This window comes from Mucilaginibacter sp. GW821-FHT07G05, assembly GCF_059418565.1.
Genome location: NZ_JBWKQC010000009.1, coordinates 136,086 through 160,958 on the forward strand (window position 1 = coordinate 136,086; position 24,873 = coordinate 160,958).

A 24,873-nucleotide genomic window follows, 5' to 3' on the forward strand; every position below is an offset into this window, starting at 1 on the left:
CTGGAGATATATCATCCTTACAAAGCTTATCAAATGCGATAAGCTTTGTAAGCTAATCTATTGGTTTGGGCGGCTCATATTCAAAAGGTAACTGGTCGCCTATACGTTCCTTGGCCCATTTACCCCTGATTAAGAAAGTACCGGCAGGAACACTTCCCCTTGCATCAATTATCGCTTCTTTTAAATACAGCCGTAATTGTGAATCTTTTTTAGTTTGATTTAGCTTAACGAAATCACTTTCGTTGTTTGAAGTATCGGCCTGTATATCATTTGCTTTTTGCTGTTTTTTAATTTCATCATTTTTTAACCGCGCGGCTTTTTTGGGATTGTAAACAATATTTAAGGCTTTAATTTTGAGCGAAATAAAAGAGCTGTCTACTACAGTTACAGCATCATCAAATTTTATAGGGTTCGCCTCTGTGTAAACCTTTTGATCGTACCAACTGCTATTTTTATATATTTTGTTGGCAATAAACCCTTCTTCGGTCATTGTATTGGCAAATACCGATCTCAAAAAATGCATCATTGAACCTTTATAAGCCGTTAGTCTGTTTTGTGCCCAGTTTTTTTTCTGCTTGTCGGTGCCCTCCAGTTCTTCAAAGCTGTTGTCACCATCATAATAAGTAAGCTGTTTTACAGAGTTGTACTCAAATGTTTTGAGCAGGTATTTTATCCGGTATCCCAGTTGCTCATTCTCTATGATCAGGAAATCATCGGCACCGGCCTTTAATATGATATTATCCCCCGCTATTTTTTGCCCATTAAAATTAATGATCTCCGGATTGAGTATTACACAATTCCTTGCATTGTCTGATGTCCCCAAAAACTGGTCCTTAAATATGGCATAATACTTTTCCCTGTTTTTATTAACGCCTATCTTAACTTCATTGAGTACTATCGACTTTACCTCCAGCGCGAAGCTTATATCAACCGATTTATCATGAATAGTTACAGTTTGAGAAGGGGCAGAATAACCAAGCATTTTTACCGAAAGCGAATAGTTTCCTGCCTTCATCCCGGTAAATGTAAAGCGGCCATCTTTATCGGTTGCTGTTATTTGTTGAGAACCGCTGATAAATATAGTGGCGCCCGGCATCGGCTCACGCTTCTCGTCGATAACCGTTCCCGAGATGGAGTAACTCTCCTGCGCAAGCACGTTAAAGCTCACAAAAATTAGAAGAATGAACGGTAGCTGACGGATAAGATGTTTCATAGGTTTAGTAAAAAGTGCGTTTCTTAAATTGATTGCTAATTCAACACTTTTGAACAACTTTTTACTATAGAATAAAACTATTGGAATTGGTTTAATTTATTTAGAAATTTAAGTAAATCGACATTGCAACAATGACAGCAACGCCAAGAGCAAGTGATTAAGCGAAATCAGACAACAGTTATCCCAAATGCCCTATCACTGTCGGGCTTCCGTTTTTATTACCCTGTCAGATATATAAGGGACTGTTGGATAGCCGTCGTACTCCCGCAGATCAGCAGGCTCTCTTTGGGCGGCGTATGTTGATTTTTTGCCTTTTACCTGTATAGTTCCATCATTATAAACAGAAATAAAAGCCCATAGCGGGTCTACAGTCAGTTCAAAATCATAACCATTCTTGAGGCGTGCAAACTGGTAAGAGGCGCTGTTGATTTGCAGGTAGTTGATGTTGTTATAAACATTGAGGTAATCTTCGTGATGATGCCCGCTCAGTACCAGCCGTACTTTTTGAAAGCCTGCCTTTTGATTTGCCTTTTCAAACAGGAGCCTGATCAAAGCGCCTTCCTTTAAGCCGTCCATATCATCATCAATACCCTGATGGCAAAAAACAATTACCGGTAAAGCGGTGCTGTCAAGGTCGTGTTTTAGCCAATCGCGCTGTTCATCGCCTATGGCATTGGGGTAGCCTTTAGCTGCGCTGCCGGGCACGCGTTCGTTGCCGTTTAATACAATGAAGTGATAGCCGTTTAAATCAAATGAATAATACTTGGCTTTGGCATTCCAAAAGCTTACCACCTCATCATGACTAAAGCCGCCATCATTATCATGGTTACCAATAACATGATACTTAGCCCCTTTAAAGCCGTTCCATGTATCCATTACTATCTGGTTAGCCGGTTTGGGCACACAGAAATCGCCCATTTGAATTACAAAATCGGGTTTCAACCGGTTCATCTCGGCAATGAACATTTCAACACGCCGCGGGCCGTCTTTTATCAGGTCGTGATGTAAATCGGTAAGTACACCAAAACTGAACAGCGCCTTAGGTTTATAATTCTCATGCTGCGTTGCGGCTTGTAATTTATTGGAAGCAAAGGGTATGCCCGCTAAAGCGATGCCTATACCTTTTAAAAATTTTCTGCGTTGTACCATACTTAAGCTGATATACTATTGGCCGCCGTTTTAAAAGCGACCTGTTTAGTGATTATTTTATGGCGGTTTTAACAGGGGCGCCTACGGGGTGGTCTGTTTTAAATTCAAAACTTAACAGGTTGGCTATGGTTTGGGCTATCTGGTCCTGAAAAATTTGCGAGGTGGTTTTAATTTCGCCCGAAGCAGGTGTATCCGGACCCATTACTACCAACCAGGTTTCGTTGGAATGCGCCGAGCCCGAACCGTGACCGGTCCACTGGCTGCCAACTCCGCGCCCGTGATCGGGGCATATCACTAAAGTAGTTTTGTCTTTATAAAAACTATCGCTTTGTAAATATTTCCATAAGCCGGCTATCATGGCATCAAGGTAGTGCGCGGCATCCAGATAATAATCATACTGACCGGCATGGCCCAAATCATCAGGGTCAACAAAATCAATATACATTGCTTTTGGATGATTGGCCGAAAGGTAAGTTTTGGCAATGGCATAAGTGTTTGCATCCCACCTAACTGATGTACCGAAATAATTAGGCAGGTAATTTTGCATTTCATTAGCCAGTTGCTGCGCTTCGGTAAGGTGTGCACCCTGTACCTCCTCAAACGGGTTGATGAGCGGCATATGGTTACGGTTGCGGTTAACAATGTGCTTTACCGCATCCCAACCGGCAATGGTAGCTACCTTACCCTTGTAGCCGGGCTGTTTGTTAATAAATTCAAACACATTTTCGTTAGGGTTATCAGGATAGCTGTTTGAATTGATCTTCGGGTCGTAATACCCACAAATGGTTTCACTACGACCGGGATAAGAGAACCAGTATTTATTGCGCAGGTTTACCAGGTTACCCACATTGCGGTTACCATATAGCTGGCCATTTTTGGCAATATACTTCCAAAAAAATGGCATCAGCTTTTCGCGACACGCTGCCGTATCTGCCGCCCAGTATTTCTTGTATACCTCTGCCGAATCTTGCTTGCGGTATTTTTTATTGCTTAGTAATGATGTATCCGCACCGTTGAAAATTTCCTGCCAGCGGTAACCATCAATAGAAATAAAAATAACATTTTGAGTTTTTTTATGTTGTGCCTCAACCCGTAATACGAATAGGGTGCACAAAAGCAAAGCAAGGATAGCTTTCATTTTTACAATATTTTGTTTAGTAAAACTAAATATTGTTTATTAAAGATAAACTAACTCTGTTTTAAGATTTTGTAAAAAGTGATACTCAACTGATGAGTTTAAAATCATTTACATCAAATCAGGAAAGAGTTAGCGCCCGCGTTCAACGCGTAGGTTTTAGCTTTCCAAACCAACTTTCCCGATGTTTTTTTGGGGAGGTTGATGGTTACCTTCCACTTACCTTTGTCCAGCTTGTAACTCACCGAAACCTTGCCGTTAGGGTGAGGTATTTCGCCGCTGATATTAGTTAAAGCGCCTAAGCGGGGTTCTATCTTTATTTTACCGAATCCCGGTGCGTAGCTGTCAATTCCCAACACTATCCTGTAAAACTCAATGTTCGGGCTGCTGCCCCAGGCATGGCAATCAGAACGCGAAGTGTTAACGTCAGAATATTCGGCCCAGGTAGTTAGGCCCATGGCGATGTTCTCGCGCCAAATGCCCAACAGGTTCATATAGTCAATGTTTTTGCCTCCTTTTACCAGCGCCTGGTTCAGGTAATATTTAAAATAAACCGAGCATTGGGTCAGGTTTTTATCATTAAGCAAACCACCGATCACCGCCGGCATATCGGCATTATTTACAAGCCCGGTAAGTATGGCCAGCGAATTAACATGTTGCGAGTAGCCGTTTTGCTCCTTAGTATCGGCATAAAGTTTTTTAGCCGGGTTCCAGTATTTACGGCGTATTGTAGCCTTTAACTGCGCGGCTTTCTGATTGTATACAGTCGCATAGTCGCGCATGCCTATTTGGGCTTCCATTTCGGCCGCCCATTGGTATGCCCAAAGCAATTGCAGGTCGTAAATGGCCGCGCTACCGTCCGAGCCTTTTACTTCGCCCCATAAATTGCCTGCCCAGTCAACAAAGGCCCAGTAGGGTGTGTTTTTTAAAGAGCCATCAGCTTGCTGGTACTTGCTGAAAAAATCGAGTATCGCCCTTGAGCCAACCAGTTTGTTTTTGATAAAGGCATTATCGTTGCGGTACATCCAGTAATCGTGCAGCATGCCGATGTACCATAGCGAGAAGGGCGATATGATTTGCGTACCCTTTGACGGGTAGCAGCTTTTGGTGATACCCTCTGCCAGGCGCGAATGGTCAATCTGGGTGAGGGCATTTCGCGCCAGCCTGTCATCGCTGGTGTTGTAGTACGATACCATGGCTTGTATGCGTGTATCGCCAATATATTGCAGTTGTTCGTAATAAGGGCAATCGGTATAGCTTTCCCAGGCGTTGAGCCGGGCAGAGCGCCAGCCGATATCCAGTATTTGTTTTATTTCGGTATTATCAGTGTTTAATACAGATGACAATTTGAAAGGGTAGCCGGTAAATGTGCCATAAAGATCGTCGATCACCAGCGGTTCGTCTTTAGTGTTTACCTCCAGTTGAATATAACGGTAGGTGCGAAAGTTAAGTGTGGTGAATGATTGCCCCGCGCTGCCGTTAGAGATGAGGCTGTCTTTTCGCCCAACAAACTCTTTGCCCTCCACCTCGTTGCGGTTACCCTTGTTTACCCCGTTACTGCCTTTTTGGTAAAGCGATTCGGCATAGCCCAACGAAATGCCTGCATTTTTACCGCCGCTAAAATTTAAGGTTACATATGCATTGGTTTCGAAAGTTTGATCGAGCAATAGCGTTATCCTGGTATTGGCAGGTACGGTTAGCGGCGCTTTTTCCTGCGGAAATGCCGGAGGAACATTTATCCCGACGGCACTGCGTAATTTGGCTATACGCTGGTAGGTCATTTCCATAGGTGGGAGCGATGAGGGGACCAACGCCCAGTCGATACCCCAAGCCATGCCTTTTAGCCTTCCCTCCGTCACCTTGGTGGTTACGGGCCAGGCATTGTCGTCATAGGCTACACTTGTCCAGTCGCCTTTAAGGGTTTTATTCATGTTTACCATTTCGCCTTTGCTGGCTGCAAAGAAGTAACCGGGGATGGGTTGATGGCCGGTATCGCGAATGCCCTTCCAGTTATCACCCGTGTTCAATATTTCTTCCTTGGGCGAATCCCCCTGGATAATGAAGGCTGTGCGCACCGAAATCTGTGCTTCGGGCCGGTAGTCAGCTTCGTTGAAAACGAGGGCTGCTACCGTGTTTTTGCCGGTGGTGAGGTGTGGCGCCAGGTCAACCGTTTCGTAATTCCAGTAATAAGTATCACCACGTGCCGGGCCAAGCGATACCAGCCTGCCGTTAATATATAATTTATAGCGGTTATCTGCCGATACATGGATGATGAATTTCGCAGGCTTTTCGGCCAGTTCTACGCTTTTGCGGAAATAATAAACCCCATAATTTTTACCGGTATCGCCGGCGGCGGCTATCCAGTTGGCGTTCCATGGGCGACTGTATGCAAATTCGGGCGATTGAGCATTGCTGTTTTTTACCAATAAAATACCGGCAAGGGCTAATACTACAGTGAAAAGGTGTTTCATTAAGGCTTAACTGGTTTGAGCCTGTAATTTATTAAGATTAATTGATTTAAGGGCTAAAATTTAAATCGATTTAGGCGGATAGCTATAATATCCATCCCCTCGTTGATATGGCTACACTATTCAGGGATCGGGATACTTTTTGGTTAGCTGGCAGGTCTACTTTTGTTTGGTAATCATTTTAGATATGGAACAAATGAAAAAGATAGATTTAGGAAGCCAGGGCCTGCAAGTACCCGAACTGGGTTTAGGCTGCATGGGGATGACGGGTTTTCAAGGTAACGATATGTATGGCAAGGCCGATGAAAGCGAAGCTATCGCTACTATTCACCGCTCGTTTGAGCTTGGTGGCAATTTTTTGGATACGGCAGATATGTATGGCCCTTTCGCAAATGAACAACTGATACAAAAGGCGATTGGCGGTAACCGCTCTCAATACATCATCGGCACAAAATTCGGGTGGGAAATTGACGACGGCGGGGCTTTAACATGGGCAATAAACGGCAGTAAAGACTATGTACGTAAATCGGTAGAACGCTCCCTCAAAAACCTGGGTACCGACTATATCGACCTGTATTACCTGCATCGCTTAGATAAAAACACCCCGGTTGAAGAAACCGTAGGTGCTATGAGCGATTTGGTTAAGGAAGGGAAAGTACGTTACGTAGGTTTGTCGGAAGTGTCGTCTGCTACGATACGCAAAGCGCACGGTGTTCATCCCATTACTGCTGTTCAAAGTGAATACTCTTTATTTGAACGTACTGCCGAATCGCAGGGCGTTATGCAAACTTTAAATGAACTGGGGATAGGTTTTGTGGCGTACTCCCCGCTGGGCAGGGGATTTTTATCGGGCCAGATCCGCAAGCCTGAAGATATGCCCGCAGATGATTTTCGCCATGCGATGCCCCGCTTTCAGGGCGAGCAATTTTTTAAAAATGTTGAACTGGTTAAGGCTATTGAAACAATGGCAGCACAAAAAGAGGTTACGCCATCTCAACTGGCTTTAGCCTGGGTACGTTCAAAAGGCGCGGTAGCTATTCCCGGAACGAAAAGAAGGAAATACCTTGAACAAAATATCGCCTCGACAAGTATTGTACTTGATGCCGCCGAAATAGATCAGTTAGAAAGAATTGTACCTTTGGGTACAGATACCGGCAATCCGTATGATGATTTTGGCATGGCGCTGAATGATTATTAACACGAAATACAAAACGGCCAGTAACCATAACCCGATGCCCAATGAACACGATAAGTTCAATTTCTGATTTTCACCGTCTGCTCAATCTTCCGTCGCCGTCGCATCCATTGGTGAGCGTGATCAGGCTGGAAGAGGCTACCTTTATAAAGGACGATGTATGGCAGCATTTTTTTGCCACCTTTTATTGCGTGGCATTGAAACGGGAAGTGCAAAGCAGAATGAAATATGGGCAAAACTATTATGATTTTGATAAGGGGGTAATGAGCTTTACTGCGCCAAAACAAGTGCAATCGCTCGATCCGGCGCTTATTGAAAAGAGTAACGGCTATGTTTTGGCTTTCCATCCCGATTTTATGGTGAGGCACCCGCTTGCCAATACCATAAAATCTTATGGATTTTTCTCCTACGCGGTAAACGAAGCGCTGCACCTATCCGAAAAAGAAGAGGAGGATATGATCATGATACTGGAAAAGATCAGCCGGGAGTATCAACATATTGACAGGCATACCCAAGCCATTATTCTTTCACAGATCGATCTGCTTTTAAGCTATTCAAACCGCTTTTACGAGCGGCAGTTTATCACCCGCAAAAAGGTAAATACCGATTTGCTGGTGAAGTTTGAAGCCGTAGTAACAGATTACTTTGACCGCAACAAATCGCAGGAGCACGGCTTGCTAACGGTGCAATACCTTGCCGATCAGTTAAATTTGTTGCCCAATTACCTGAGCGATATGCTGCGCGTGCATACCGGGCAAAGCACCCAGCAGCACCTGCAAACCATGCTGATTGAAAAAGCAAAGGAATTGTTGCTTACCACTTCCATGTCGGTGAGCGAGATAGCCTATCTTTTGGGTTTTGAATATCCGCAATCTTTCAATAAACTCTTCAAAACCAAAACACAATATTCGCCATTGCAATTCAGGCATTCCTATAACTAAAAAGCAAGCCCGTCCTCTCTCATAAAGAAAGGACAGGCTTGTTTTTTGTGATCTGTTTTGAGTATAAGCCTTAATTAAAAGTCGGTAGAAAGGGTGATCTCTTTGTTGGCCTCAATGCCGTCTTGCAGCATTTTTATTTTGTAATTGGCAAACTGTAAGGAGTCTGACCCCAGTAATAAACGAAGTGGTGCATCTGCCAATAGCGAAGTGTTGATGATGACCTGTGCTATCTTTTCAGGGTCGCCCGGTTGAGTGCCCGGTACTTCTTCAAGATGTTTGCGTTTTTCTTCCTGTATGGCGGTGTAAGCGGCTATCGGGTTTTGAGGATGAGCTATCGAACCCGGTTTCAGGAAGTTGGTGCGCACATAGCCCGGTTCAATAATAGTTACCTTAATGCCAAATGGCTGTACCTCTTGCGCCAAAGCCTCCGATAAGCCCTCTACAGCGAACTTGGTGCCGCAATATAAACCCCATGATGCGCCTGAGATTAAACCGAATACGGTAGACAGGTTAAAGATATGGCCCGATCCTGCTGCCCTCATGTGTGGCAATACGGCACGGGTTACATTTAATAAACCAAATACGTTGATGTCGAATATAGCCTGTGCTTCGGCGGCTGATGTTTCTTCAATACCACCTATTAAGCCGTAACCGGCATTGTTAACCAAAAAATCGATAGCGCCAAAGCGGGTTATGGTTTCGTCAACTGCTTTGCGTACGCTTTCTTCGTTGGGCAGGTCAACCTGTAATGCCAGGAAGCGGGGCGATGTATCGCCGATGGCGTTTTTTACCGTATCGAGGTTGCGGCCGGTTACCGCTACATTATTGCCTTCGGCCAGTAACTTTTTAACTAATAAAAGGCCAATGCCTTGTGAACCACCTGTTATAAACCATGTTTTTGTTTGAGTTTCCATTGTTTTTAAATTTATGATACAAAGGAAGCCACAATAAGCGGGCGCGCGCTTAATCAAATCCAAGGAATACTTGTGAGTTTCAAAGATTGGGCTATACCGCTACGTTTTCCCTGAATATGGAGGGCGATATTTTCTCTTTTTTATGGAAGAACGTAGTAAAGGCGGCATGTTCTGAAAAGCCTAAAACATAACTGATGGTTTTTATATCCCAGTCGGTTTGCAGCAGCAGGCTTTTAGCTTCGTACAATAACCTTTCCTGTATATGTTCGCGCAGGGTTTTACCGGTTTGGTTTTTAACAAGCGAGTTCAGGTAATTAGGATGCACATTCAGCTGATCGGCAAATTCGCCGGCATTCTTAATTTTTACCACATCGTCCGGCCGCTGTATCTGAAAGCTCGATTCCAGCAATTTCAAAAAGCCATGTATGTGCCGGTAACTTTCGGGCACGGGTACCTCGGCAATGTTTTTACCGGCGCGTTGTGCTTCCAGCAGTATCATTTGCAGGTGTAGTAATATCGCTTGCTTTTTGTCGTCGTTAGGGCCGTCGGCTTCAGCCAGTATCAATTCAAAATAGCGGTTTATTTGTGCCGATTGCTCTTCTGATAGTTGAACTACCGCTTTTGATGGATTGAAGAATTTGTAACTTCTGAACAGTTGCACCATATGATCGGCATGCTCAAAATAATCAGGGTAGATAAGGCAGAAGTGCCCATCCGGATCAGTTGAAGTTGTTTGCCACGACATGATCTCATCCGGACCTAAAAAGGCGATATCGCCTGGCTTCATAGCGTATTGATGCAACCCAACTGTGAGCGTACCGGTACCTGATGTAATATGAAAGATCTTGTAAAACTGCCTTCGATTGGGTGATATATAGCTTTTTACAGGGTAATTGCTCCGGTTTTTTATAATGAAGTGGTTAGCATCCAGCGGATAATGCTCAACATTTAGCAAGGGTGTTTTATAGCCCACCTGTGCAAAAGTTTCAAGATCTAAACGCGGAATTACCAATTTATCCATGCCTAAAGTTAAATGATTTTTTGCTGATCACTATGCTTGCTGCTTCATCATTTTTCGTGCGCCAAGCAAAGCCAGCAACGTAGCGCCCGATGCTACCGTTAAATAATAGCCAACATAGGCAAGGCCGTAATTGTGCGCAAGGGTAGTTGCCAGGTAAGGGGTGAGCGATGCGCCTAAAATGCCTGCCAGTGTAAAGGCCAGCGACGCGCCGGTATATCGTACCGACGCCGGGAAAATACCTGCCAGCGCGGTGCCAATCGGTCCGTAGGTAAGCCCCATCAAAAACATACCCAGGCACAGGAATATCGCGGTAATAAATAAGCTGCCTGTAGTAAACAATGGCGCGAAAACAAGCCCGAACAGCATAATTAAAACAGTGGCGACAACAAGCATTTTGTTGCGCCCGTACTTATCCGCCAATACAGCCGACAGTGGTATGCCTAACCCGAAGAACAGCATCGAGATCATTTGTATGATCAGGAAATTACTTTTGGTATAATGCAGTGCCGATGTGCCCCAGCTCAAGGTAAATACCGTCATCAAATAAAACAGCAGGAAGGTGGTAATGGTAGCCAGCGTACCTAAGGTAATGGCTTTGGTGTGTTTTAAAAATACATCGGCAAAGGGTACGTTTGAGCGTTCGTTATTGTCGATGATCTTCACAAATTCCGGTGTTTCGGAGATCTTTAATCGCACATAAAGGCCCAGCCAAACCAATACCGCGCTCGCGATAAAGGGGATACGCCATCCGTAGCTGATAAAATCATTATCAGACATGGTTTTGCTAAGAATGAAAAATGTACCGCTGGAAATAAGGAAACCTATGGGCGCACCCAACTGCGGGAACATACCATACCAAGCTTTTTTATGCGGAGGCGCGTTCTCTGTGGCCAGTAACACCGCGCCGCCCCATTCGCCGCCAAGGCCCAAACCCTGCCCGAATCTGAATACGGCCAATAGTATAGGTGCCGCTATACCTATTGAGGCATAGCCCGGTAAAAGCCCGATAGCGATGGTTGATGGCCCCATAGTTAATAAGGCGGCAACCAGCGTAGCTTTACGCCCTTTACGATCGCCAAAGTGACCAAACAAGGCAGCGCCCAATGGTCGTGCAAAAAAGGCGAGTGCAAAGGTAGCCAATGATTCCAGCGTAGCCGAAGTTGGGTCGGCAGCCGAAAAAAACAACTTGGGGAATACCAGTACCGCGGCAGTGGCATAAATATAAAAATCAAAAAACTCTATGGTGGTACCAATAAGGCTCGCGGTAAGTATACGGCCTACAGGATTAGCGGGGGGGACTTGCTCATTCATGATGCCAAACTTATTGATTTTGAGCGAATGTGCAAATCAGATTTTAATGGTATTGCTATGCGCGGCCAATGGTTTGTGCTGATTAAGCAACAAATCCCCGGATTGGAAGATCCGGGGATTTGTTTATTTTATTATCCTCATTGATTAGTTACCATCGTAAGCTTGCTGCAGGGTAGCGATATCTACTTTCTTCATTGTCGTAAAGGTCTGTGTAACCCGCTCTATCTGTTCGGGAGTGCCGTTTTTAAGCGCGTTGAACATAACAGTGGAAGCCACCTGCCATGATACACCGTATTTATCTTTTAGCCAGCCGCATTGCCCGGGTTCGCCGCCAGCTGTAAGTGCCGACCAATAGTAATCTACCTCTTCCTGTGTTTCACATGGTATTAATAACGATACAGCATCATTAAACCTGAAACCATGCTGATGCGCGCTGTCCATAGCGGCCAGCCATGTTTGATCGATATAATAATCGGCGTACATAAGCGTACCTGCTTTATCCGGCCCCATATCTTCGGGGCGAGGTGCCGTGGTACCACGTTTGCCATCCTTAAATACAGAACAATAAAAGTCAATCGCTTCACCGGCTTTACCCGCCACGGGTTCGGTAAATAACAGCGAAGGAACAATCACGGGTCTTTCCTCACCGCTTGGGTCGGTTAGTATCAGTTGCCAGGATACGCCATATTTATCTTCAACCCAACCGTAACGTTTACTGAAGGGGTAGCTATCCAATGGCATCATTATTTTGCCATTCTCAATTAACTTGTTCCAAATTTCGTCGATATGCCGGGCAGCATCCGCATCGCGCGAAGGATCAAAGTTGACCATAAAAGAAATAGACGGATTGATGCCAAGCTTGTGCCCGGCGCTGATGCCGAAGAACGACTGACCCGCAATGGTAAACTCTACTACTTCACACTCACCGCCGCCCATTGGGAAGTGATTGGCATAATTGATAGCTGAATAAGGCATGAATGATGCGTAAAATTCAGCTGCTTGTTTTGCATCCTGGTCGAACCAGAGGTGTGGTTTGATGGGTAACATAGGTAATAATTTTGATGTTGGTATATAATTAAAATTCGTAGGCGTTAATTGTTTTGATCATATCATTAACTATCTCAAAATTAATTGCTTTTTGCTCCCCGGAGTAGAGGCATTCAGGACATATTAGGAGGTGTATTACGACAGGATTAACGCGCGGTGAAACATTAGCCGAATTAAAAATGTGCACACCGCGGCTTTCGGAATCTATTTTATAAACAAAAAAGCCTCAAATCTTTCAACTTGAAGCTCATATTATCTTTGTTATCCTGGCTGAAGTTTACTTCAAATTCGTCGTAAAGAAATCTATCGTACGTTTCCAGGCCAGTTCTGCGGCGGCCTTATCATAACGGGGAGTAGTATCGTTATGGAAGCCGTGGTTGGCGTTTTCATAAATATAGGCCTGGTATTTTTTGCCGTTCTGTTTTAAGGCTGCTTCATAAGCAGGCCAGCCACCGGTGATGCGGGTATCTAACGATGCATAATGCAGTAGCAGAGGGGCTTTAATCTTAGGTACATCCTCAACCGCCGGTTGCGCGCCGTAGAAAGGTACCGCCGCAGCCAGATCGGGGATGCGCACGGCCATCATGTTGGCAATACCTCCGCCAAAGCAAAAGCCCGCAACACCCACTTTTCCGTTGCAATCTTTATTGGTTTTGAGGTATTCGTATGCTGCAATAAAATCTTCTTCCATTTGGCCTTTGTCGCGTTTGGCCTGTAGGGTGCGGCCTTCATCGTCGTTACCCGGGTAACCACCGAGTGGAGTTAGCGCATCAGGGGCGAGGGTGATAAACCCTGCAAGGGCAGCCCGTCGGGCTACATCTTCAATGTAAGGATTTAGTCCGCGGTTTTCGTGCACTACTATGATACCGCCAAGCTTGCCTTTCGCGTCAGCCGGTTTTGATAATAGTCCTTTTATGGTTCCGCCGCCTTTGGGCGATGGATAATTAATGTATTCAGATTTTAATCGGGGATCATCAGCCTTAACCTGAATGTTCGTCTCATACTTAGGCATCAGGAAACTCATCAGTGCCGGTACGGTTAAACCGCCCACAGCGTAGGCAGAAAGTTTTTGTACAAAATCACGACGGTTTAAACGACTGTGTGCATAATCATCATACAGATCGAACACTTCCTGTCTGATGTCGTCTTTATTAATGTTTTCCATAGGTAGATGAAAAATAGTAGATGGAAGGCGTGCTCCAAATGTAAGGATTACCTTAAACGGTAAGCTATATGCCTTGTAAAAGAATCGTTACCTTATTGAAAAGAAAATGCAATAACATGCGCTCATTTAACCAAAGCCCTAAACTTATCAATCGGAAATAACGGTCCCGGATCCGTTTTTCGGCCTTTAGGTACAGCGATTTCCGAATGGCCTACTATTTGAGTTATCGGGTAGGCTTTTATCAGTGCCCGGCAAATTTCAATGCCCGCGTTGATCTGGGCATCGGTATATTTCTCTTTGCCATCGTTAACAAACATAACACCTATTGATGTACTGTTATTGATCTTTAAAGCCGGGTCGGTCATCCCTGCGTGAAAGGCTACAAAATTGAAGGGAACCAATTGTACCACTTGTCCGGTTTTATCAATAAGGATATGGGTTGACGCGGTGCCGGCAAAAGCGGTGTCCGTCATGATATTTGTAGCGGCAGCAAATGATCCAACTCCGGTATAGTGTATTACAATCGCTTTTACAGCATCCTTATTTAAGCCTTGCCTTACTTTAGCTGTTAGGTTGTACGTGGTGCCCTGGCCTTCTAAAAAATTATTGTTAACCGAAAAGTGTGCCGCCTTATTTACCGCAGGTACTGCAACGCCTTTATAAATGTCCGGATATTTTGTGGTATTGTAGGTAGTAGGGATCTCATCGCCCTTGCCTTCTTTAATCAGCTTGGCATATTTGCCTTTTTCGCCGGGCAGTAAGCCTGCTTTGATATAAAAATCGAGTATCTTGGCCACGTTCACGCTATCGCCCGATTCAAAGGCTTTGGCATAAATTCCGTATTGAAATTTCTTTTCCTCAATTTCAAGTTCGTTTTTACGCTGTAACGATGATGAAAAAGCGGCTCCGATCAACCCGATAACCGCTACCAAAATAGTAACAAAGGTAGAACTGAACGTTGTTTTTTTGGTAAGCTCTTTCTCTTTGAGTTTCAGATCCAACCTTTGCAGATCAATCTCGTTTTGCAATTTTATTTTTTGCAAATCGTTTGAATCAATATCGTTGTTGGTTATAGGTTGATCTTTCATTATGGTGACTTATGGAGATATTTTCAAAAAGATTGATATCTCTAAATTACAAGTTAAATTGTTTTTAACAAATTGAAAGTCAGTTTGCTGGTTGGTAGTTGTAAATATAGATTTCCTTATATTTGATCATGACCTCCATCGCAATCGCCAAAACCAGGATAACCTCTATCGATTTTCTTCGCGGTACCATCATGATCATTATGGCGCTTGATCACGTGCGCGATTACCTGTTTTCGGGTTCGTTTTATTATGATCCGCTCGATTTCAGTAAAACCAGTGGCGTGCTGTTCTTTACCCGGTGGATCACCCATTTCTGCGCGCCCATATTTATGCTGCTGGCCGGTACATCGGCATTTCTGATAGAGCAAAAGAAGAGTAAAAAGGAGTTGTCCGTTTTCCTGGTAAAACGTGGCTTGTGGCTCATTGTGCTCGAACTATTCGTGGTAAACCTCGGCTGGAACTTTAATCTCACCTTTCCAATGTTCTTTTTTATAACGATATGGGCACTCGGGGTGAGTATGATGGTACTGGCGGCTGTGATCCATCTGCCTAAAAAACTGATATTGTTATTTGGACTGGTGCTGGTATTTGGTCATAACCTTTTAGATAGTACGACTATAACCGGCAATACTTTACCTGCATTCGGTTGGGCTTTATTGCATCAGCAAAACTTTTTTATATGGCACCGCGAGGCACTATTGGTAGGCTATCCGCTTGTACCATGGATAGGGGTGATGCCGCTGGGTTATTGCCTGGGCCAATGGTACGCTACCGGTTATAGTGCCGATAAACGGAAGAAGAATCTGTTACTGCTCGGCGCAGGCTGCCTTGTTTTATTTGTAGTGTTGCGATACAGTAATGTATACGGCGACCCTGTAAAGTGGAGTGTGCAGAAAGATGCCTTTTTTACTTTCCTGTCGTTCCTTAATGTAAATAAATACCCGCCATCGCTGCTTTATCTGTTACTTACATTGGGTGGGGCGTTCTTATTTCTCTCCTTTACCGAGCGACTGAAAGGGGCCGTGGTAGATGTGATTTCGGTTTATGGCAGGGTGCCCATGTTCTATTACCTCGTGCATATTTATGTGATCCATTTAATCGCCATGCTATCATCAGCCATATTGCCCGGCCAAAACTGGAAGATATGGATGCTCGACCAACCTATATGGTTTACCCGGGATTTGAAAGGTTACGGATTCTCGCTGCCTGTTGCCTATCTTATATGGATACTTCTTGTTGTGGGCATGTACCCCTTATGCAAACGGTACGATAGATATAAGCAAACGCATAAAGATAAATGGTGGCTAAGCTACTTGTAAAATAGAGTTAAGCGGAACCTTTGTATCAATTGAACGACTGCCTGAACTCCAGCGGCGAAAAGTTGGTTTTTGTTTTGAATAACTTACTGAACGACTGCGGGTGCTCAAAGCCCAATTGGTAAGCAATTTCACTTATGGATAGGGTGGTGGTTGATAACTTCTCCTTCGCTTTATCAATCAGTTTAAGGTGGATATGTTGTTGGGTGCTTTGCCCTGTTAAAACTTTGAGCAGGCTGCTTAAATAACTTGGCGAAACATTTAATTGCTGTGCAACATGCGCTACAGTGGGTAAGCCATTGGTGACGATATCCTCGCTTTCAAAACAGCTGTTTAACAGATCTTCCAGCCGGGTGAGTATTTGGTGGTTGGCAATTTTACGGGTGATGAACTGGCGCTCGTAATATCTTTTGGCGTAAGTGAGTAGCAGCTCAATTTGGGCTATCATCACTTCCTGGGTAAACTTGTCAATTTTATCGTGGTACTCTTGCGAAATGTTTTGCATCACGCTGATAATGGTGGCTTCTTCCTTATCAGAAACAAACAGCGCCTCATGGATAGCATAATCAAAAAACTCGTATTGTTTGATAGTTTTGGCCAAAGGAGTATTCCATAGAAAATCAGGATGAATAAGTAACATCCAGCCTGTTCTTTGCAATATGGTATCCTTTTTCACTTCAATGCCAAAAACCTGCCCCGGCGAAATAAAGAACATGATGCCTTCGTCAAAGTCGTACTGTTGTTGTCCGTATTTTATTTTGGCGTTGAAATTACGTTTCAGCGAAATGGAATAGAAATCAAACATCCAGTTGGTCGGTTCATTACCGGGTCCGTGTGTTATAGTTTCCAGGTTGATTACACTAATTAAAGGATGCTCTGGTTTCGGTAAGCCCATTACCTGGTGATACTCGCTGATAGTTTTGATATGATGGGGCTGTGCCATGTTACAATATCATTATTTTTAATTGAAAACAGATTCGTGTGCTTTCTGTTCGCTTTGATACTCCAAAATTCAGCAATAAATAAGTATAGTTCATAACCAAATCCACTATTGTTGTAGCCGGAATTGAGATAGCTCGCATATCATATAATGCCTTTATATTTACCGATAGAACTCGTTTGTAAACACCTTATGTTTGCAAGGCATTAATACCTTATGAAAAAACGTTTACTGAAGCTTATCCGAAATCCTTTTGGGGTATATGCCTTATGGATCATCATATTGATTTTATTTTGCTGTATCGGGATACCGTTATTGAGTATTGGTTATTCCGGTGGCTCACAAAGGCCTTTTACTCTTTTGGCACATACATTAAATGTCGCTGTTTTTGGATTCATTCTTATAAGCCTTATATCACCAATAACGCATTGGAAATGGCATAAACGTTATAGTTTTATTCCTTTAATAGTTCCGGTATTAATAGCAATTCTTTTAAGCTGGCTTATTGTAGATATTTATGTGTCCAACGGCAATTATTTCGCCTTTTAGATTCTTGTCCATATTTCCGATTTTGCCTTTATCATCCACTGATAGTACAGGAAGTGAAAAGTACATACGCAAATTATCGGATGAATTATTTGCAATTATAAAAGCTAATTGTAGCTTTATACTATAAAAACAAAACATCCTAAATCTATCAAAAAATGAAACTCACAAAAATTACCTTCCCGGTACTATTGATAGCTGTAGCTGTTGTCGGCAGCTTAAACGCTATAGGTCACTCATCACGAAGCATCAATCACTCCAGTATTATAAAAGATTCTTTAACCAGCGAAAACTATATAGATGTTACCAAGCTTACTTTGCATAAAGGGAATAGCGCAAAAAGTATTTCTTTCGGTCACCCTTTGGCTAAAAACCAGTTTGGCAAGCCAAACTCTATAACCAAAGACTTTTGGGAAATGGAAGATGATACCGCTACTACTTATCATTACACAGGTGCTGTAATACACTATTTAAAAGGGAAGATGCGTAGTTACGAAATCACCGGTGCTGATTGGGCTATTGGCCCAAAAGGCGGGCCGTATGTTAAAGTTGGTGCTAAGTTAAATACGCTTTTAACCGCTATACCAAATTATAAGCTAAATGAAAAGGATGGTGTGTTTGTTGCCACTATTAAATCAGAGGGCGTGGTTACAGATACTTTTTTGAAAGTGCTGTATGATCCGGCAACATCTGTAATTACTAAAATTTCGAACGGCGATTATTAACCGAATTTCTTTATAATACAAAGGGCTACTTAATTAATAAGGAGCCCTTTGTATTATATTATTAGAAAGTTCTACTGCGCCACCAACCTTGCCACAAACATGGTATCGGCTTTGCGTTCGTAGCCTTTCAGTACTTTTTGTTCTTCAAGTTTGAGGCCTAATTCGTTCACCATAAAATCTACTGCTTCTTCGTTTTCGGCTTTAAATGCCGAGCAGGTGATGTAGATGATGGGTTTGCCCGTTTTAAGGTATTTTACCACGTTACGTATAATGCTTTGCTGCAAGCGCTGAAAAAACGCTATCCGCTGCGGATTGAACTGGCTGATCATTTCGGGGGTACGGCCCCAGGTGCCGGAGCCGCTGCAAGGTGCATCCAGTATAATGCCGTCGAACTCGTAGTCGTGCATTTCCTGTTCGGGATTTTGCGTAAGGTCGAGGATCTTTTTCTGGTACTTCATCAAGCCTGCCTGGCGAAAACGCTCGTCGAGGTTGGCCAATATAGATTCGCGGATATCCGATACTACCAATTTAATATCAGGTTGCATATCGTGCAGCAAGAGCGATTTACCGCCGGATGCCGCGCATGCATCCCACCACTTATCCCATTTTTCAGGCTTGTATAATTTTGCTGTTTGCTGCGATGAAAAATCCTGTACCTCAAACCAATGCTGTTTCGGGAAGATGGTTTCTAAACGGGTGCCATTGGGCAGGCACAGGCAGTTATTACCTTCATCCTTAAATAGCACATTGGCCTTGGTAAGTTCGGCCTTCACCTGCTGCTCAAAGCCTTTGGCTACCCTGATGTACAAATCGGGCTGGGTGAAAAAGGAACTAAGAAATACCTGTTGATCAATCTCCCCGGAAAGTTCAGCCGTCCACGGAAATACATCCTTCAGGCGGAAACCGGGATAAGTAGTCTTTATCAGGGCTATCTTTTCTTCCACTGTAAAACCTATACAGGCCGCCCAGTCGGGCTTAAAGTGCTGCAAAAAAGAGTTCACCTGTGTATTGCACAAAAATTCGGCGATAAACAGGCGTTCATCGGCCGGCGCATCGGGCAGCGCCCTGCCCAGGCGAAAATAGTTATATACCAACCTGCCGGCAATGCGCCTGTCGGTTGAGCCCATTTGTTTATTTTGGCGGTAAAAACCCGGTAAAAACTTACCTAAGGGTGTGTCAGCCGGATATTCATCCAATATGCGTTGAAATGTTTTCAGCTGATTCAGTGCCTTCATTCTACCTGCTTTAGTTCAAAGTTAGTATACTTCAATATGTTAACATGGGTGTTTACCCAGCCCTGCCCGGTTTTTTTGATAAAGCTGAAGCTGTTATGAAGCCCAGTAAACTCGTTATCATCGAGCTTTTTCAAATTATCAGTGCCATCGGCAAGCAGCTGGCCAAAGTACAAACCTTCGTCAAATGCTTTAATGGCATAATCTGATGGTTCGGAGTGGTACGTTTTACGGTAGACACGCACAAAAGTTATGGTGGCAGCAGCTTTATAATTTACCCTATCGGCCGAGGTAATGTGCGTATTCAGCTTTTGCAGCAGGTCAGCCTTCAGGTAGGCGTACTTTTCCCAATTGGGGTGACCCACTACCGTTACCGGGAAACGGCGAGATAATGTATCCAGCGAATGAAGCGTAACCTGTATAAAAGCTTGTTTGGTAGAGGGGATTAAAAAGAAATTCTGATCAAACTTAGTTAGCTGCGCCAGTATCGGTTTCAGATCGCCGCGTACCACGGTAAGCGGTATAATTTTGATCTTCTTTTTGCTCAGGCTATCCAGCCCTTTTTTAAAGTAACGGATATAATCCCTTTCATCGCTGTAGCCCGATGTAAGTATGAAAACCTTTTTGGTTTTGCTCTTACTCATCACAAATTCGGCAGCCCGCCAGGCATGGTATTCCAAAGGCGGAATAATGGTAACCAGGTTGGAGTTTTTGAATGTAAGGGGAGAGGCCGGCGAAAGCGGCGACAATACCAGTTTATTGGCAGGATTAGGAACCGTGATGAAAGATTTTATACCATCCGGAAATACCGGACCAACGATCAGGTCGCTTGAGCGGATCTGCGGATTTAACGCTAAACTGTGCGATGTTGCAGGTTCATCTTTTGAATCGAATACTTGTAACTTATAATTAGCGCCCTGCTCGGTAAGTGAATCAAGCGCGAGCTTAAAGCCCCGGTAATAATCGAGCGCGAGACTCGCTTTTTTAAGTCCGGCGGCGGTATAGGTAGCACCGGGATTTAAATGATCGAGCCCGAAGGGCAGGATAAGGGCAATAGTTGAAAACCTGTCAGATACTTTATTCTCCGGCTTGGCTTTCTCTTTGTCCTTATCCTTGTTTTCCTTTTCGGGTTTTTGGGTAGTTTTTGTAGCGGTATCAGGTACAGGTTTAGTAACAGGCCGTATTTTTGGTGAACACGCGCCTGCTAAAAATGCTATAACTAATAAGAGTAACCACTTATTCCCACTCAATGGTGGCCGGTGGTTTTGAGCTGATATCATATACTACCCGGTTAATTCCTTTTACATTGTTAATGATCTCGTTAGAGATCTTGGCCAGCAGGTCATAAGGCAGGTGGCACCAGTCTGCCGTCATCCCGTCTAATGATTCAACCGCTCTCAGGCATATCACGTTCTCGTAAGTACGCTCATCGCCCATAACACCTACCGATTGTACCGGCAGGAAAATAGAGCCGGCCTGCCAAACCTTATCATAAACACCGCCCGACCTTAAATTGTTGATATAAATCGCGTCGGCTTCCTGTAAAATAGCAACTTTCTCGGGAGTTACCTCACCCAATATCCTGATAGCCAAACCCGGACCCGGGAAAGGGTGGCGGCCAAGTATGTTCGGATCTATACCCAGGGCTTTACCTACGTTACGTACTTCATCTTTAAATAAAGTATTCAGCGGTTCAACCACTTTAAGTTTCATAAAATCGGGCAATCCGCCTACGTTATGGTGCGATTTGATAGTAGCCGATGGGCCTTTAACCGAAACCGACTCAATAACATCGGGATAGATAGTGCCCTGGCCAAGCCATTTAACATCCTGTACCTCATGCGCGGCATCGTCAAATACCTCAATGAACACGCGGCCGATCGCCTTACGTTTCAGTTCAGGATCGGTTAAGCCTGCCAGCGCGTCGTAAAAACGTTGCTTGGCATCAATACCTTTTATATTAAGGCCCATGTGCTGGTACGAATCCAGTACCGATTGATACTCATCTTTACGCAGTAAGCCGTTATCAACAAATATGCAATGCAGGTTGGCACCGATGGCATGGTGCAGCAATACCGCCGCTACCGATGAATCAACACCGCCCGAAAGACCTAATACTACCTTATCGTCGCCCAGTTTTTCTTTAAGCGCGGCAATGGTGGTTTCAATGAACGAGTCGGGTGTCCAGTCTTGCTGGCAACCGCAAATATCAACTAAAAAGTTGTGCAGTAATTGCTTGCCATCGCTGCTGTGGGTTACCTCGGGGTGAAACTGTATACCATAAGTTTGCGAATCGCGAACGTGGTAAGCGGCTACCTTTACGCTATCGGTACTGGCAATAACGTCATAATTATCGGCCAGGCGCGCAATGGTATCACCATGCGACATCCATACCTGCGAGTCGGCCGGGATCAGCTTCAATAGCGGACTATCGTGGTTGATGTATTGCAGGTTGGCACGGCCGTATTCGCGGGTGCTTGATGGTAATACTTCGCCACCGTTAAAGTGCGCCAGGTACTGTGCACCATAGCATACGCCTAAAATAGGCAGCTGACCATGAAATTTAGCGATATCGAAATGCGGTGCATCATCCTGACGAACAGAATAAGGCGAACCCGAAAGTATGATACCTTTAACGCTGCTGTCAATTTCCGGAAAATTGTTGAACGGGTGGATCTCGCAATATATGCGAAGCTCCCTGACACGGCGCGCTATAAGTTGAGTGAATTGCGAGCCAAAGTCAAGAATGAGGATTTTTTCTTGCATGGGCAAAGATAGGTTTTTGATTCGAGATGTACTAAATGAGATTGCAATTAGTGCAGAGGAAATTAGCGGGACTTAACAGGCAATGCCAAAGTATACAGGTTTACTCACCCCCGCGCCTCCCTGAATTACCAAACAGAGTGGCAGGAATTAACCCCTCAAATCCTGTTGCCGACGGGGTGAGCAGCCTGTATCTAATATTATATCACACGTTTGTATTTACGGTATTCGGTATTAGTAAGCCAAAGTTGCCTGCTGGTAAGGCAGCGGGCACAAAAGAAAACCCTGATGGGTAAAAAGAATAAAACGTTGCGGCCTATCCAGTTGCGTTGTAAAGGATAATGGAACGGTATATTGCATTTACGGCACGTAAGTTCGGGTTTCTCGCTCATGGGTATTATAGTACAATGTTGGTTTCAGTAATACAATACGCAGGTGATAGTGCTTGTGCTACAATACTACTGTGATTTTGTATATAATGTATTGTTATACAGTAATATAAAATAGTATTTGGCGGCTTTGGGTTATGCTGTAGTTAACGTTGGTCTGCTCTTGGGCGCAGGGCCCCGTTACTTTTGAGGGCAAAAGTAACAGACTAAGCGAAGCGATCTCATGAGCACCTATAAAAAACAACAGCGAATAAACCCTTGTCTAGCAAAATGCTTCTTGCCGCACAGGGCCTCTGCGCTGCAAAACAGTCAGAACTTTGGGCTGGAACTTTTGCCCCGCCCCGCCATCCCCACCCACATGCAACAAGTTCACTATACCCGCCTTTGCGCTCCAGGCCACCAAAGCTCTGCCCGTTTTCGCCCGAAGCTATTTGCTGACGAGAAAAAGCTCTCCCTCCTCCATAAAACTCCGCGTAACTCCGTGCAAACCTCTGCGTACTCTGTGGTTAAAAAACGACCATGCATCTCAAACCAGCTGATTGCATCATGGCTTGCAACAAAGCTCCTAACACAAACGCTCTCCCTCCACCATAAAAACTCCGCATAACTCCGTGCAAACCTCTGCGTCCTCCGCGGTTAAAAAAAGTCATGCATATCAACTGATGGAATTTTTATTATTGGATTGATAAATTGCATGTTACGATGAATAAATGTATTCGTAACAGCTTTGATATACGCGGTTAGGAAAAGGATATTTATTTTTGATAAGTCTATTAACGCCAATGTAAAAATGAAACATCTATCTAACCTGTTCTTACTAAGTGTGGCAGTTGCTTTTACCGCTTGTCAAACCCAAAAAACCGAAGAAGTTAAAGAAGCCATTATAAAATATATCCCATTTCAAACGGAAACCGCCTTTACCATCACCTGCAATAATTACGAAAGCTATTACGCCAAAGAGAACAAGGTGAAAAAGCTTACCCTGCAAAACGATATCAACCAGCTCACCAGTATCCTTTTTTCATTAAAGCGGGTAGACGACGGCCTACAGCCCGATGTGCGCGCCCAAATTATGCTCACCAATACCAACGGAAAAATTGATACTATATGCCTTGGCAGCGCTATTACCCGCTATAAAAATATCAGCTATGAAACTTCTTCAGAGCTGATTAATTTTGTGCAGAAGTAGGGGTGGGATTGGTTTGATAAATTTATCAATTGCTAAAAGATTATATATAATCGGCATGTGTACATAATGCATTTCTTTTTTTAAGAGTAATTCTATGACAATAAATTTGTTTCTTGAAAGTGAGGGATGTTTTAATTGGATTAATAATAATATATTTTGCATTTATTTAAATAAAGTGCTATATTAGAGTGAATTACGAAAGTTTGATCGCGTAAAACCAATCACATGAAAAAGAACCTTAAACCTTATGCATTAAGTGTAATGATGTTGTGTTTTCAACTTGTAGCATTCCCTCAATCTTGCTATCAAATTCAACAAAATTACTTTACTTGTGGAATTCCATCAAATGAGTTTCAATACATGCGAGCTCAATCTGTAAATTATGGTTACCAAGTACAATCAAATTGGTGTTGGGCTGCTTGTATTCAAATGGTATTAAATTATCATGGTTTATATGTGTCACAAATGGATGTAGTAACAAAAATATATGGGTCACCCTATGTAAATGCACCTGCTGATCAATATCAAATTCTGCAGGCTTTAAGTGGATGGGCACCAGACTCCAGAGGTCGGTATTCAGGTATTAATGCTTATGGTGGTTTTACTTCAGTGCAGGAAATTATAAATAGTCTGTCAGGCAAATGGCCATTAATTGTCGGGCTTAAAAATCCAAACGGTGGTGTAGGGCATGCAAATGTATTAACAGCTATTTATTATTATAATCAATACGATCAGTATGGGAACTTTGTTGGTGTTGTGCCCGATAAAGTGGTTTTGCGCGACCCATGGCCAGCCAATCCATCCAGGCAGGAAATGTCGTGGGCTGATTTTCAAGCTACTTGTTTTATGGCGGTTAAGGTTTGGGTAACAAGGTATTAAATTTGTAAAATGATGGTGTATTTATTCAACTTGTTTTCCAAGTCCTTTCAAAATAATCTCCCCCAAATTAAAACTGTTCTTTGCACGTTTTTTTGTTTAATACGGCGCAAGTAGCATTCTTGTCCTTATATTCTTTAGAGTTAGGGTTGAAGAGATTTTCTATCGCTTTTTCAAAGTAGCATTAAAATTAATCATTATTTAAATTACTAATTAGATCCCTCCAGGATCTCCTAACTTTAGCAAGAAC

The 24,873-nt window shown here is 43.6% G+C and carries 22 protein-coding genes; 7 read left to right on the forward strand and 15 right to left on the reverse strand.

Annotated features, from left to right (window positions below):
• Positions 1 to 52: 52 nt before the first annotated feature.
• From AC07NA_RS20810 to AC07NA_RS20825, 4 genes are all read right to left on the reverse strand, one after another.
• Positions 53 to 1,213: a carboxypeptidase-like regulatory domain-containing protein gene (locus AC07NA_RS20810; protein WP_494899431.1), complete on the reverse strand. Its 1,161-nt coding sequence runs from the start codon at positions 1,211 to 1,213 to the stop codon at positions 53 to 55.
• Between the two features lie 195 nt (positions 1,214 to 1,408).
• Positions 1,409 to 2,362 carry a metallophosphoesterase family protein gene (locus AC07NA_RS20815; RefSeq protein ID WP_494899433.1) on the reverse strand — a complete coding sequence of 318 codons (954 nt, stop codon included), beginning with the start codon at positions 2,360 to 2,362 and terminating at the stop codon, positions 1,409 to 1,411.
• Positions 2,363 to 2,414: 52 nt separating this feature from the next.
• A complete protein-coding gene (locus tag AC07NA_RS20820) occupies positions 2,415 to 3,500 on the reverse strand; it encodes a sulfatase-like hydrolase/transferase (RefSeq protein WP_494899435.1) in 1,086 nt (361 codons plus the stop codon).
• A 113-nt stretch (positions 3,501 to 3,613) separates the two neighbouring features.
• Positions 3,614 to 5,968 (reverse strand): alpha-L-rhamnosidase-related protein, encoded by a 2,355-nt coding sequence (locus AC07NA_RS20825; protein WP_494899437.1) that lies wholly within the window; start codon positions 5,966 to 5,968, stop codon positions 3,614 to 3,616.
• A 193-nt stretch (positions 5,969 to 6,161) separates the two neighbouring features.
• Between AC07NA_RS20825 and AC07NA_RS20830 the strand changes: the two genes are divergently transcribed.
• Entirely contained in the window at positions 6,162 to 7,163 is a 1,002-nt protein-coding gene (locus AC07NA_RS20830) for an aldo/keto reductase (RefSeq protein WP_494899439.1), read from the forward strand.
• A 41-nt stretch (positions 7,164 to 7,204) separates the two neighbouring features.
• Positions 7,205 to 8,101 carry a helix-turn-helix domain-containing protein gene (locus AC07NA_RS20835; RefSeq protein WP_494899441.1) on the forward strand — a complete coding sequence of 299 codons (897 nt, stop codon included), beginning with the start codon at positions 7,205 to 7,207 and terminating at the stop codon, positions 8,099 to 8,101.
• A gap of 74 nt (positions 8,102 to 8,175) precedes the next feature.
• Here AC07NA_RS20835 and AC07NA_RS20840 read toward each other — a convergent pair whose 3' ends face one another.
• The 6 genes from AC07NA_RS20840 to AC07NA_RS20865 form a co-directional block, all read right to left on the reverse strand.
• Positions 8,176 to 9,015 (reverse strand): SDR family NAD(P)-dependent oxidoreductase, encoded by an 840-nt coding sequence (locus tag AC07NA_RS20840; RefSeq protein WP_494899443.1) that lies wholly within the window; start codon positions 9,013 to 9,015, stop codon positions 8,176 to 8,178.
• 91 nt (positions 9,016 to 9,106) lie between these two features.
• Entirely contained in the window at positions 9,107 to 10,036 is a 930-nt protein-coding gene (locus tag AC07NA_RS20845) for an AraC family transcriptional regulator (RefSeq protein ID WP_494899445.1), read from the reverse strand.
• Between the two features lie 30 nt (positions 10,037 to 10,066).
• Positions 10,067 to 11,347 carry an MFS transporter gene (locus tag AC07NA_RS20850; RefSeq protein ID WP_494899447.1) on the reverse strand — a complete coding sequence of 427 codons (1,281 nt, stop codon included), beginning with the start codon at positions 11,345 to 11,347 and terminating at the stop codon, positions 10,067 to 10,069.
• A 144-nt stretch (positions 11,348 to 11,491) separates the two neighbouring features.
• Positions 11,492 to 12,394, reverse strand: coding sequence for a VOC family protein (locus AC07NA_RS20855; protein ID WP_494899449.1), 903 nt, complete (start codon positions 12,392 to 12,394; stop codon positions 11,492 to 11,494).
• Between the two features lie 277 nt (positions 12,395 to 12,671).
• The gene (locus tag AC07NA_RS20860; protein WP_494899451.1) at positions 12,672 to 13,559 is read right to left on the reverse strand and encodes a dienelactone hydrolase family protein; all 888 of its coding nucleotides are present in this window, start codon (positions 13,557 to 13,559) and stop codon (positions 12,672 to 12,674) included.
• Positions 13,560 to 13,681: 122 nt separating this feature from the next.
• Positions 13,682 to 14,647, reverse strand: a complete 966-nt coding sequence (locus tag AC07NA_RS20865) for an N-acetylmuramoyl-L-alanine amidase (protein WP_494899453.1) — start codon at positions 14,645 to 14,647, stop codon at positions 13,682 to 13,684.
• A gap of 128 nt (positions 14,648 to 14,775) precedes the next feature.
• Here AC07NA_RS20865 and AC07NA_RS20870 point away from each other — a divergent pair, with 128 nt between their 5' ends.
• On the forward strand, positions 14,776 to 15,966 hold the full coding sequence (locus AC07NA_RS20870; RefSeq protein WP_494899455.1) for an acetyltransferase domain-containing protein: 1,191 nt from the start codon (positions 14,776 to 14,778) through the stop codon (positions 15,964 to 15,966).
• A 25-nt stretch (positions 15,967 to 15,991) separates the two neighbouring features.
• Here the strand turns inward: AC07NA_RS20870 and AC07NA_RS20875 are convergent, their stop codons facing one another.
• The gene (locus tag AC07NA_RS20875) at positions 15,992 to 16,906 is read right to left on the reverse strand and encodes a helix-turn-helix domain-containing protein (protein ID WP_494899456.1); all 915 of its coding nucleotides are present in this window, start codon (positions 16,904 to 16,906) and stop codon (positions 15,992 to 15,994) included.
• Between the two features lie 213 nt (positions 16,907 to 17,119).
• Here AC07NA_RS20875 and AC07NA_RS20880 point away from each other — a divergent pair, with 213 nt between their 5' ends.
• The gene (locus tag AC07NA_RS20880; RefSeq protein ID WP_494899458.1) at positions 17,120 to 17,452 is read left to right on the forward strand and encodes a hypothetical protein; all 333 of its coding nucleotides are present in this window, start codon (positions 17,120 to 17,122) and stop codon (positions 17,450 to 17,452) included.
• 155 nt (positions 17,453 to 17,607) lie between these two features.
• A complete protein-coding gene (locus AC07NA_RS20885; RefSeq protein WP_494899460.1) occupies positions 17,608 to 18,174 on the forward strand; it encodes a hypothetical protein in 567 nt (188 codons plus the stop codon).
• 71 nt (positions 18,175 to 18,245) lie between these two features.
• Here the strand turns inward: AC07NA_RS20885 and AC07NA_RS20890 are convergent, their stop codons facing one another.
• The 4 genes from AC07NA_RS20890 to AC07NA_RS20905 form a co-directional block, all read right to left on the reverse strand.
• Positions 18,246 to 19,409: an RsmB/NOP family class I SAM-dependent RNA methyltransferase gene (locus tag AC07NA_RS20890; protein WP_494899462.1), complete on the reverse strand. Its 1,164-nt coding sequence runs from the start codon at positions 19,407 to 19,409 to the stop codon at positions 18,246 to 18,248.
• Positions 19,406 to 20,686: an ABC transporter substrate-binding protein gene (locus AC07NA_RS20895; protein ID WP_494899464.1), complete on the reverse strand. Its 1,281-nt coding sequence runs from the start codon at positions 20,684 to 20,686 to the stop codon at positions 19,406 to 19,408. The genes AC07NA_RS20890 and AC07NA_RS20895 overlap by 4 nt, the downstream gene beginning before the upstream one ends.
• Entirely contained in the window at positions 20,643 to 22,172 is a 1,530-nt protein-coding gene (gene guaA, locus AC07NA_RS20900; protein WP_494899466.1) for a glutamine-hydrolyzing GMP synthase, read from the reverse strand. Before guaA ends, AC07NA_RS20895 begins: the two co-directional genes overlap by 44 nt.
• Positions 22,173 to 22,369: 197 nt before the next feature.
• Entirely contained in the window at positions 22,370 to 22,561 is a 192-nt protein-coding gene (locus tag AC07NA_RS20905; RefSeq protein ID WP_494899467.1) for a hypothetical protein, read from the reverse strand.
• 787 nt (positions 22,562 to 23,348) lie between these two features.
• On the opposite strand from AC07NA_RS20905, the gene AC07NA_RS20910 reads away from it, so the two are divergent.
• Both AC07NA_RS20910 and AC07NA_RS20915 read left to right on the forward strand, forming a co-directional pair.
• Entirely contained in the window at positions 23,349 to 23,747 is a 399-nt protein-coding gene (locus AC07NA_RS20910; protein ID WP_494899469.1) for a hypothetical protein, read from the forward strand.
• 225 nt (positions 23,748 to 23,972) lie between these two features.
• Positions 23,973 to 24,626: a C39 family peptidase gene (locus AC07NA_RS20915; RefSeq protein WP_494899471.1), complete on the forward strand. Its 654-nt coding sequence runs from the start codon at positions 23,973 to 23,975 to the stop codon at positions 24,624 to 24,626.
• The last annotated feature ends 247 nt before the right edge of the window (positions 24,627 to 24,873 follow it).

What these genes read in the sequence shown, in the direction of transcription:
- AC07NA_RS20835 (WP_494899441.1), top strand. Translation starts at nt 7,205, where the DNA reads ATGAACACGATAAGTTCAATTTCTGATTTTCACCGTCTGCTCAATCTT.
- AC07NA_RS20905 (WP_494899467.1), bottom strand. Translation starts at nt 22,561, where the DNA reads ATGAGCGAGAAACCCGAACTTACGTGCCGTAAATGCAATATACCGTTC.
- guaA (WP_494899466.1), bottom strand. Translation starts at nt 22,172, where the DNA reads ATGCAAGAAAAAATCCTCATTCTTGACTTTGGCTCGCAATTCACTCAA.
- AC07NA_RS20890 (WP_494899462.1), bottom strand. Translation starts at nt 19,409, where the DNA reads ATGAAGGCACTGAATCAGCTGAAAACATTTCAACGCATATTGGATGAA.
- AC07NA_RS20855 (WP_494899449.1), bottom strand. Translation starts at nt 12,394, where the DNA reads ATGTTACCCATCAAACCACACCTCTGGTTCGACCAGGATGCAAAACAA.
- AC07NA_RS20825 (WP_494899437.1), bottom strand. Translation starts at nt 5,968, where the DNA reads ATGAAACACCTTTTCACTGTAGTATTAGCCCTTGCCGGTATTTTATTG.
- AC07NA_RS20860 (WP_494899451.1), bottom strand. Translation starts at nt 13,559, where the DNA reads ATGGAAAACATTAATAAAGACGACATCAGACAGGAAGTGTTCGATCTG.
- AC07NA_RS20885 (WP_494899460.1), top strand. Translation starts at nt 17,608, where the DNA reads ATGAAACTCACAAAAATTACCTTCCCGGTACTATTGATAGCTGTAGCT.
- AC07NA_RS20910 (WP_494899469.1), top strand. Translation starts at nt 23,349, where the DNA reads ATGAAACATCTATCTAACCTGTTCTTACTAAGTGTGGCAGTTGCTTTT.
- AC07NA_RS20865 (WP_494899453.1), bottom strand. Translation starts at nt 14,647, where the DNA reads ATGAAAGATCAACCTATAACCAACAACGATATTGATTCAAACGATTTG.
- AC07NA_RS20875 (WP_494899456.1), bottom strand. Translation starts at nt 16,906, where the DNA reads ATGGCACAGCCCCATCATATCAAAACTATCAGCGAGTATCACCAGGTA.
- AC07NA_RS20820 (WP_494899435.1), bottom strand. Translation starts at nt 3,500, where the DNA reads ATGAAAGCTATCCTTGCTTTGCTTTTGTGCACCCTATTCGTATTACGG.
- AC07NA_RS20815 (WP_494899433.1), bottom strand. Translation starts at nt 2,362, where the DNA reads ATGGTACAACGCAGAAAATTTTTAAAAGGTATAGGCATCGCTTTAGCG.
- AC07NA_RS20850 (WP_494899447.1), bottom strand. Translation starts at nt 11,347, where the DNA reads ATGAATGAGCAAGTCCCCCCCGCTAATCCTGTAGGCCGTATACTTACC.
- AC07NA_RS20840 (WP_494899443.1), bottom strand. Translation starts at nt 9,015, where the DNA reads ATGGAAACTCAAACAAAAACATGGTTTATAACAGGTGGTTCACAAGGC.
- AC07NA_RS20915 (WP_494899471.1), top strand. Translation starts at nt 23,973, where the DNA reads ATGAAAAAGAACCTTAAACCTTATGCATTAAGTGTAATGATGTTGTGT.
- AC07NA_RS20830 (WP_494899439.1), top strand. Translation starts at nt 6,162, where the DNA reads ATGAAAAAGATAGATTTAGGAAGCCAGGGCCTGCAAGTACCCGAACTG.
- AC07NA_RS20880 (WP_494899458.1), top strand. Translation starts at nt 17,120, where the DNA reads ATGAAAAAACGTTTACTGAAGCTTATCCGAAATCCTTTTGGGGTATAT.
- AC07NA_RS20810 (WP_494899431.1), bottom strand. Translation starts at nt 1,213, where the DNA reads ATGAAACATCTTATCCGTCAGCTACCGTTCATTCTTCTAATTTTTGTG.
- AC07NA_RS20895 (WP_494899464.1), bottom strand. Translation starts at nt 20,686, where the DNA reads ATGATATCAGCTCAAAACCACCGGCCACCATTGAGTGGGAATAAGTGG.
- AC07NA_RS20845 (WP_494899445.1), bottom strand. Translation starts at nt 10,036, where the DNA reads ATGGATAAATTGGTAATTCCGCGTTTAGATCTTGAAACTTTTGCACAG.
- AC07NA_RS20870 (WP_494899455.1), top strand. Translation starts at nt 14,776, where the DNA reads ATGACCTCCATCGCAATCGCCAAAACCAGGATAACCTCTATCGATTTT.